8 protein-coding genes are annotated in these 8,423 nt (G+C 45.8%); 5 read left to right on the forward strand and 3 right to left on the reverse strand.

All coding sequences use genetic code 11. The annotated features are described in order from the left end of the window. Positions 1–35 precede the first annotated feature (35 nt). On the reverse strand, positions 36–779 hold the full coding sequence (locus DXZ20_RS34430) for a DUF2314 domain-containing protein (RefSeq protein WP_163668259.1): 744 nt from the start codon (positions 777–779) through the stop codon (positions 36–38). Between the two features lie 125 nt (positions 780–904). Here DXZ20_RS34430 and DXZ20_RS34435 point away from each other — a divergent pair, with 125 nt between their 5' ends. From DXZ20_RS34435 to DXZ20_RS34450, 4 genes are all read left to right on the forward strand, one after another. Next, positions 905–2,104, forward strand: a complete 1,200-nt coding sequence (locus DXZ20_RS34435) for a MerR family transcriptional regulator (protein ID WP_163703060.1) — start codon at positions 905–907, stop codon at positions 2,102–2,104. A 134-nt stretch (positions 2,105–2,238) separates the two neighbouring features. Continuing rightward, positions 2,239–3,069: an AraC family transcriptional regulator gene (locus tag DXZ20_RS34440; protein WP_163703061.1), complete on the forward strand. Its 831-nt coding sequence runs from the start codon at positions 2,239–2,241 to the stop codon at positions 3,067–3,069. 595 nt (positions 3,070–3,664) lie between these two features. Beyond that, positions 3,665–4,510 (forward strand): leucine-rich repeat domain-containing protein, encoded by an 846-nt coding sequence (locus tag DXZ20_RS34445; protein WP_163668253.1) that lies wholly within the window; start codon positions 3,665–3,667, stop codon positions 4,508–4,510. A 122-nt stretch (positions 4,511–4,632) separates the two neighbouring features. After that, positions 4,633–5,757: a PEP-CTERM sorting domain-containing protein gene (locus tag DXZ20_RS34450; protein ID WP_163664337.1), complete on the forward strand. Its 1,125-nt coding sequence runs from the start codon at positions 4,633–4,635 to the stop codon at positions 5,755–5,757. 236 nt (positions 5,758–5,993) lie between these two features. Here DXZ20_RS34450 and DXZ20_RS34455 read toward each other — a convergent pair whose 3' ends face one another. Together DXZ20_RS34455 and DXZ20_RS34460 are read right to left on the reverse strand one after the other, a co-directional pair. Further along, a complete protein-coding gene (locus DXZ20_RS34455; protein ID WP_163664339.1) occupies positions 5,994–6,656 on the reverse strand; it encodes a hypothetical protein in 663 nt (220 codons plus the stop codon). Positions 6,657–7,021: 365 nt separating this feature from the next. Then, on the reverse strand, positions 7,022–7,747 hold the full coding sequence (locus tag DXZ20_RS34460) for a Uma2 family endonuclease (protein ID WP_348918749.1): 726 nt from the start codon (positions 7,745–7,747) through the stop codon (positions 7,022–7,024). A gap of 291 nt (positions 7,748–8,038) precedes the next feature. Here DXZ20_RS34460 and DXZ20_RS34465 point away from each other — a divergent pair, with 291 nt between their 5' ends. Continuing rightward, positions 8,039–8,335: a helix-turn-helix domain-containing protein gene (locus DXZ20_RS34465; RefSeq protein WP_163703062.1), complete on the forward strand. Its 297-nt coding sequence runs from the start codon at positions 8,039–8,041 to the stop codon at positions 8,333–8,335. Positions 8,336–8,423: the final 88 nt, after the last annotated feature.

Raw genomic sequence — 8,423 nt, forward strand, 5'->3', positions numbered from 1 at the left:
TCCATCTAGCATTTTGAACAATAAGCCAATAATTTTTACCTTTCAGTGGTTGTTTCTAACAACTGAATGATATTCGACCATCCTAGGGAGCGCGCATAGTCAAGTGGTGTCCAGCCCCGATTGCAACAGGTGGTCTGACTGGCTCCCTGTTTTAACAGGACCTTGACGGATTCTATACGACCATGGAGTGATTCTAAGTGTAGCAATGTCTGACCAGTGTCAAATATTGCCCTGACAACATCTGGATTCTTCGCAATTTCCTCTGCTATTAGGTTGGCGATCGTCCCCTCAAATTCGTCATTCCGCTCAGGGATAAACACCGTATCTGGCTCTGGAAAGTCCAACCCCCAGGCCTGATCATATTCTTGACGTTCTACCGCCTCCATCCGCCCCCTGGTTACCTGTACAGTGTGGCCCCCATAGACCTTGCCTTCTAACACACAGAGCCAATCACTAAGATCGGTCAGCGGGCACCGGACCTCATCACCTTCGACCCAGGACGTGAGGTGGCTAGGTGTGTTGAGCAAAATGCCATAGATATCAATGCCGTCAAAGTTGATTTGATCAATCCACATATGCTCGACCGGTGCCTGTGGGTTAGCGGCATCATCAGAAAATGGAGCCTTAACACAAGCCAACTCCAGGGCAGGAATAATTCTGTTGAAGTCCAGAGCTACTTGATTCCAGAAATATCGAAACGTTTCCCTAGCCTGTTGTGATGCTTGTAGTAACTCCGGATCATCATCTTTATGAAAAATAACAGGATCGTCTTTGCTCATGACTGCCTCGTTTTTTATGGGTCAATGCAGTTCTATGCACAATGCCAACATACCTTACCCCCTTGCACCTGACGCGATGTCAGGTTTTAGCATGCAGACATCAACCGCAGCCCTAAGGAGCTGAGATGACGAGCCAAATGAAAATTGGTGAACTTGCCAAGCAAACTGGACTCTCGATCCGGACGTTACACTATTACGACCAGGTAGGGTTGCTGTCACCGTCTCAGCGCACCAAGGCAGGACATCGCCTCTACAGTGAGCGGGATATCATCCGGCTTCAGCAGATTGTATCACTCAGGCAGCTGGGCTTTACATTGTCAGAAATCCGTGACTGTCTAGATAGTCCTGATTATGCCTTACCTCAGGTGATTGATCTGCATCTGGCGCGCCTGCGGGAGCAGATGGCGCTGTCGCGGACATTAGTGCAGCGGTTGAGTGCGATCGCAACTGATCTTAAAACCACGAAATCTGTTGCGGTTGAAAACCTGATGGAAGCAATGGAGACCATTTCAATGTCTGAACAATATTTTACTCCCCAGCAGCAAGCTGTGCTCGCCGACCGTTTTCAGGAGCATCAAACAGAGTGGCAAGAAATGCTGAGCTTAGCCCGTTCTGAAATGACCCAAGGTAGTGGCCTCAAAGGCATCAAGGTAAAAGCCTTGGCCGACTATTGGCAAGGCATTATGAAATCCCTAATTTGTGGTGATGAACAAATTTATGAGTCGTTTGCGAAAATATACCAGCAAGAAGGTGCCGCCGCCGCCAATTGGGGCACGATGGATGAGGCAACGTTTGACTATATTCTCAAAGCCATTGCCTTCTCTTCTTTAGCTGAAGATATTGAGCTGCACATATCGGCAAAAAACTATACCCCTGAAGCGATTATTGTCATTACGTTAGGACAAGAAATTGCCCGTCAGCTAAACCTGGGTGTCTTTGGCACAGAGGCCATGTTGTTGGGATTGTTGGCTGAAGGGACCAGCCCAGCCGCAAACGCCTTATCCGCTGCCGCCGTCACGTTTGATGATGCCCAACGCCATATTGTGGCCTTACTGGGAGCCCGTCCTGAACCACCGGTCGACATTCCTACCCCCCCGTCGCTACCGTTTGCCCCGAGGGTGAAACGGGTGTTAGAACTAGCCCGAGAGACCGTCAATGTGCTTGGACAGACTTATGTTGCCCCAGAACATTTGCTCGTTGGCATGCTAGAAGAAACTGAAGAAGTGGAATTAGCGGGCCATTTAGCCGGTTTGGCAGCCCGTGTGTTGAGAGAGAAATTTGGTATAAACCTTGATCGTCTGATGCAACAGTTAAAGACTAGCTAAACATACAGAAACACAGATTTCGTCATTAGCTAATTTGGACCATCCCCATAGCAAAAATCCTAGGGAGCGCAAAAACTATCAAGCGTGAGCTTATAGACGTGACTAGGATTAGAAAAGACGCCAATGGAGTTTAGATGAACGTAGTACACAAGGGACTTTGGTACATTGAAAGCCACTTCCGTAATTCCGTAGGCCTGGAGGATGTGGCCAGAGCTAGCCACGTATCCAAGTTCCATCTCACCCGCGCATTCTCAGAAGTTATGGGAATGTCGCTGATGAAATACGTTCGTCGTCGTCGTTTGACAGAAGCGGCCAAGGTGTTGGCTGGGGGAGCGCCGGATATTCTCTCAGTTGCCCTTGACCACGGCTACAGTTCCCACGAAGCCTTCTCACGTGCCTTTAAGGAAGAGTTTCATCTCACACCTGAGGTGGTGCGATCGCAAGGGAACCTGAACAACTTATCACTGATGGAGCCAATTGCTATGACTACAACACCACTCCCTAAACTCAGTACGCCACAAGTCGAGACTCTGGCCAACAAACGCTTGTTTGGCATTGTAGAACGGTACGATTGCGAATCGGCAGCTGGGATTCCAAATCAATGGCAACGATTTGTCCCGTATCTCGACAGCATGCCTAAAAAATTGGGCAGCGCTGCCTATGGTGTGTGCTACAACTACGACGATGACGGGGTGTTTGATTACCTGTGCGGTGTCGAAGTGCAAACAGATAATGGCTTACCGTTTGGGTTGGTGCAGTTGAATTTACCAGCCCAAAAGTATGCCGTGTTTAGCCACGATGGCCATATCTCAGAGATTCGGTCGGTAATTTCTGCCATTTGGAGTGATGGCCTACTGCAATCTGGGTATGAAGCCGCAGCAGGACCGATGTTAGAGAAATATGACGAGACATTTAACTCCGAAACAGGGCTAGGTGGCTTCGAGATTTGGGTTTCGATCAAATGATCGGTTGTATTTGCTTGCTACTTTGATTGGGTAGCTTAAGTAGAAATAGGCTATGGGCTTAAGTGCTGGAGTGAAGGGCCTTGGGCCCATGGCCTATTGTGTTCCGAGGAAAATATCCAGCATTGCTCTCTCGGCATGCCGCGCAGGTATATTTTCACTACGAGTTATTACTGATATGCTTGACCATTTCTTCATATAAAAGCCGACATTATTTATCTCTTTCATACAGTCTATTCATTAGTCTATGGGTAATTGAGTGCTTATTGTTATTCCCGCTCTAACTAAATCAGTTTTCCAGCACTGGCTAGATTAATGATGCACTGATTATCGCCAGAAGGCTGACTATGCAAGTCATCTAGCTTGTAATAGTACATAGCTTTTAGCTGTCGCTGTATTTAGATTTCAAGAGAGAGCGTTACGCGTATAGCTAAGGATATGCTCTCAAACTCAGATCCATAAATCAGACAATTTGATTGATATCAAGGCAATCCTTTGAAACCTGTATCCGGTTAAAATAAAGATGCTAAGACTGACAACTGTTCAAACTCTCTTCAAATGTTCAACATCAAGCATCAAACCTATCTCTAGAAAATTGATGCTAGTTTTCGCATTCAGTCTGCCGCTAATCTTCAATCAAGCAACCGAAACGGTAGGGCAAACTGAAACGGTAGAACAATCAGTTGAAACGCATACGTTCAGCAGCTTTTTAGATTGGTGTGCCAATCGAGATAACCTTGAAGAATCAGCTCGCATGACGGTCGATAGGCTGTTGATGTTGACCGAAACGTCTGACTGCAATCAAGCGAACGAACGTCTCTTAACCCGAACTCACTTGAGTTTACCGGGCAACCAAGGGTTCAATGGCAGCCCGGCAAGTCCTACGACTAGTGCAATTTCAAACCTTGAGCCGTTGCGATCGCTAACGCATCTCACCAGCCTTGACCTGTCGTACAACAAAATATCAGATTTGAGTCCGCTACAGTCCTTAACTAATTTGAGGGCCATCAGACTGTGGTACACCCCTGTTGCCGATCTCGCACCTCTACAGACGTTAACAAATCTCACTATCCTTGAGCTGATCGGCACTGAGCAGGTTACTGATATTAGCCCCCTCAGTTCACTGACTCAGCTTTCCCGTTTAGCCATTAGCGATAGTCAGGTTACTGACATTAGTGCAGTGCGCTCACTCACTCAGCTAGAAACCTTACAAATTGCCAACAATCAAATTACCGACATTACCCCCTTAAGCGCCCTGAGCAACTTAAAGGAACTCACCATGAGCAACAACCAAGTCACTGATGTGAGTCCACTGCAATCGTTGACTAACTTAGAATTCGCCTATCTGTGTCGCAATCCCATTGATAACATTGACGTTTTACGCCCTTTGGCCGATAGAACAGAAATTCTGTTTGGAGCACTCTGTCCAGCATTTGATATTTGAATTTTGGCCCTACCGTTGCTTGGTGAACATGTCTTGTCAATCTCGACCATGACAACCGCTTTATTAAGATATCCGGTGAAGGCCAATACTCTTCATACCTATTCAGCTTTGGGAGCATAACCATGAGGCAGCAATACTGGGTCTTTATCAGTGCAGTGATGGCAGTAATAGCAGCAATTGTCATCAGTACATCACTCTCAAATGCTGTCCCAATCGCCTCATTTGTGGGCATTGGTGACTTACCGGGTGGTTGGTTTAAAAGTTATGCATTGGCAATTTCGGCTGATGGCTCTGTAATTGTGGGTGCTAGTCACAGCAGCACTGAACTCAATCGTGCATCTTTGCCTGAAGCCTTTCGCTGGACACGGGCAGAGGGCATGGTTGGCCTGGGGCAGTTACCGGGTAATCCCTATGGAACTGTTGCAAGCGATATCTCGGCTGATGGTTCTGTGATTGCTGGCCATAGCGATAACGAAGCCTTTCGCTGGACGCAGGCAGAAGGTTTTGTTGGCCTCGGCGACCTGCCTGACGGTAGTTTCAGGAGTCGGGCTGATGCCATCTCAGCGGATGGTTCTGTCATTGTCGGCAAGGGGAGTAGCGAAGCGAACTATCATGAAGCCTTTCGTTGGACTCAAGCTGAGGGGATGAGGGTACTGGGTTCTCCAGTTGATTTGCCAATTCGTGGCAGTTTCACGAGCCGAGCAGTTGCCGTTTCTGCAGATGGATCGGTTATTGTCGGCTTTATCAATCCTAATGGCCATAATCCGCTTGGAGTGTCTGAAAATCGAGCCTTTCGCTGGACACAAACGGGCGGGATGTCTCTGCTGAGCGATCCAACAGATCAAGCACTTAGTCTGGCCACTGATGTCTCTGATGACGGCTCAGTGGTGGTGGGTAAAAGAGCAACCGCTTTTGAGACGGAAATTTTTCGATGGACTCAAGCAGAGGGGATGGTCAGCCTGGGTGAGTGGCCTGGGTTCGTTAAGGTTTCTGCGGATGGAGCGATCGTGATCGGTGGTAACTTTGCTAAGTCTGCGATCGATGCGGGGGCGTTTATTTGGGATGCCGTCAATGGGATGCGTAGCTTACAGGCTGTCTTTACAGATGAATTTGGCCTTGATTTAACGGGTTGGAAATTGGGCGCAGCGACTGGAATTTCTGATGATGGTTTAACCATTGTCGGCACTGGCATCAACCCAGAGGGACATTTGGAGGGTTGGATAGCTGACCTCCACGGCGCGTCTTAACGTGGTCCATTATCGACTGATATGGAGCGAAACAGAATTCCTGCTTAAGGAATCAGAATTTATTAATGCCCAGCTTTTTGCCCTCATCCTAAATTCTTCTCCCGAGGGGAGAAAGACTTTGAATCTGACTCTCTCTCCCAGGGAGAGAGAGTTGGGGTGAGGGCTATCCGAACATCAGCAAAGTCATAGAACTTGAGATCTATGGGTTTCTGCGTAGCGTTATGGAGGTTGCTTAACTATCTTTTCTGTCTTGGCTGCCACCCATCGTCAAATCCCCAACTTAACCATGCAATATACTGGTTAACTAGAACACCAGCAATGTTAATAATCTGACTGGCTTCACGATAGCTAACAGATGTTCCGTCAATGCCAGCATTAGCTAACTTTAATATCTTTTGGATCAATTGTGCTTGTTGCAAGGTTATTGAACCAGCGTCGTGCAATTTCTTGATCAAGCGTCCTCCCGAATCTTTTGGGGTAACATCAATGCCAAAGCCTGTAGCAAGATTTTTAGCCAATACATCAACTTCCAAACGTAATCCGGCAAGCGCAAGGTTTGGATCATCCTCGACAAGATCACGATAATAGTTGACGTTAAGGCCACTTGGCGAAGGCTGCAACCCTAACTTTATCATCCTTAAATTAGCTTCTGTTAGAGGTAAATTTTGTACTCCTTTTGCCTGTGGGGATAGTGGTTCCGCAATTACTTGCTCAGACAATTTTTTCGCTTCGAGGATCTCGGCACGCAGGCTTATTGATACACCTCCAGGCAAATCAGCTTTTTCTAATCGTTTAATAAGGCTTTCGATTTGTTTACGAAACATCAAGACAATTGTCAGAATGACGGATGGCCATGCAAGAACTTTGATATATTCGAGAAGAAGCTTTGCAATTTCCATCAGCTGTTTCAGTAAATAAAAACGACTTCTAAGCTTTCAATATTTTGAAAACATAAAAAGAGAGAAGTAAGCGAAGTAAGCCTGTAGTACTACATCACCAAGTATTAAGCCCGTATAACTTGTAATTCAACTCAGACTTGCTGGATAAGATCCATGCTTCCGCATTTTATCCAGCAGATTTGCGTAATAACATCCCTATTTACAGAACTTATACCGAAATTTTGCTGTATAACTCCAGGAAAGTAGGTAGGCTCTTACCCAGCACTTTTGAGAGTTATCCAGCATTTACTATGGCACTATCCAAGCTGTCCTTAACTGCTAAACCAGTCAGAAAATTTTCTCGACCACTCAGTTTTAGACAACCCCTAAAGAGTTTCTTCAAAAGCTCGTAATGCTCGACTGCTGCCTACCTGCTGTGCCTGCTGAATCACCCGATCAACCATCACCTTGATAGGTAATCCAGGAAATGTAGGGCTATTCTCAACAACAAGATAATCCTCACCGTCTATCACATAAATTTTGAGTCCCCGATCATAAATCCAAAGCTCAGGAACTTTCACAGCTATGTAGGCATCCAATCTAGTCTTAGACGTATAATCTGACTCAATTGCCAGATCTGGAGGTGGGTCAACCGCTAAATTAAGACGACTTTTGCCAATAACAGCTTCGTAGTTTGCAATATAAAAACAGTCATCCGGTTCTACACCTGCAGTTTTAAGCTTACCTCGAAATGTTGTTGAACCAAGAGATTCCCAATCACAACTTTGACGACGCAACAAAATTTTAACAATGTCAGATATTAAAATCTTGCTACGCTCATGATCAGGCAAAGGAACCATAATTTCTAACGTATTCTGACTATAAGCAATACGGCTATTGCGAGACTCACCCAGCTCCTGCAAAATTGATTCAAATTTATGCCAGCTAATGTCGGGAATTATGATCCGACTCCCCGGTTCTAAGCAAATTTTATGAATGGCGATCGTAGCAACCATATGCACGCTAGCGACGGCAGTGACTTTAGGATAACACGATTCATTAGTACTAATGAATCGCTCCGTAAGTTGGCCATTATCTGCTGCAAACACCATCTGCTTCCCAGCAGATAATCTCCCAGCAGCCAGAGGCGTGGGTCACATTGCACCTAGCAGCAGAGCTAAAGCCTCACAATTGATTGTAGAAAGCAGCTCAGAACTGCAAACCTACACATAAAACAATAAGCAATCATACTTATTGTTTTATTCTTAGACTGGAATTATTCTTAAATAAGACTAGATTCAATAATAGTCAGATTAATCTTGGCTGAGCATAAGCCGCTTTGAGTCTGATTGCGAGTCTTCCAGCAAACATTAGGTTGTTCAGGCATTGGATAAGAGATCACGATGAGAGATGAGAATGATGGCTCCATTCCGGAAGATAGGTCTAGGTTGGCACGAGAAGGACATAACAACGTTGCCTTAGATCCTCGTGCAGAGTTAGGGCATCAGTTACGTCAAATTCTAATCAAAAAAAGGTTGAAGCAGCGAGAACTCGCAACATTGCTGGCTATTCAGCAACCTGAAGTATCACATCTATTTAATGGTCACTTTACTCGATTCACAATCGATAAATTGATTCAGCTTTTTTATCGATTAGGGTGGGTGGTTGAATTTCAAATCCATCCACGCGAGATCGACTAAATATATAGTCATCCGTCTTGATTCTTGAGGGTAGATCGGTATGATCTGAGAAATTGTATTCATCAGAGCATGTTCCCCCCGTATCGTT

The sequence above is a fragment of the Adonisia turfae CCMR0081 genome (assembly GCF_011009555.1).
In the GTDB taxonomy this organism is placed as follows: domain Bacteria; phylum Cyanobacteriota; class Cyanobacteriia; order Phormidesmidales; family Phormidesmidaceae; genus Leptothoe; species Leptothoe turfae.

What these genes read in the sequence shown, in the direction of transcription:
- DXZ20_RS34435 (WP_163703060.1), top strand. Translation starts at nt 905, where the DNA reads ATGACGAGCCAAATGAAAATTGGTGAACTTGCCAAGCAAACTGGACTC.
- DXZ20_RS34450 (WP_163664337.1), top strand. Translation starts at nt 4,633, where the DNA reads ATGAGGCAGCAATACTGGGTCTTTATCAGTGCAGTGATGGCAGTAATA.
- DXZ20_RS34440 (WP_163703061.1), top strand. Translation starts at nt 2,239, where the DNA reads ATGAACGTAGTACACAAGGGACTTTGGTACATTGAAAGCCACTTCCGT.
- DXZ20_RS34465 (WP_163703062.1), top strand. Translation starts at nt 8,039, where the DNA reads ATGAGAGATGAGAATGATGGCTCCATTCCGGAAGATAGGTCTAGGTTG.
- DXZ20_RS34430 (WP_163668259.1), bottom strand. Translation starts at nt 779, where the DNA reads ATGAGCAAAGACGATCCTGTTATTTTTCATAAAGATGATGATCCGGAG.
- DXZ20_RS34455 (WP_163664339.1), bottom strand. Translation starts at nt 6,656, where the DNA reads ATGGAAATTGCAAAGCTTCTTCTCGAATATATCAAAGTTCTTGCATGG.
- DXZ20_RS34445 (WP_163668253.1), top strand. Translation starts at nt 3,665, where the DNA reads ATGCTAGTTTTCGCATTCAGTCTGCCGCTAATCTTCAATCAAGCAACC.
- DXZ20_RS34460 (WP_348918749.1), bottom strand. Translation starts at nt 7,747, where the DNA reads ATGGTGTTTGCAGCAGATAATGGCCAACTTACGGAGCGATTCATTAGT.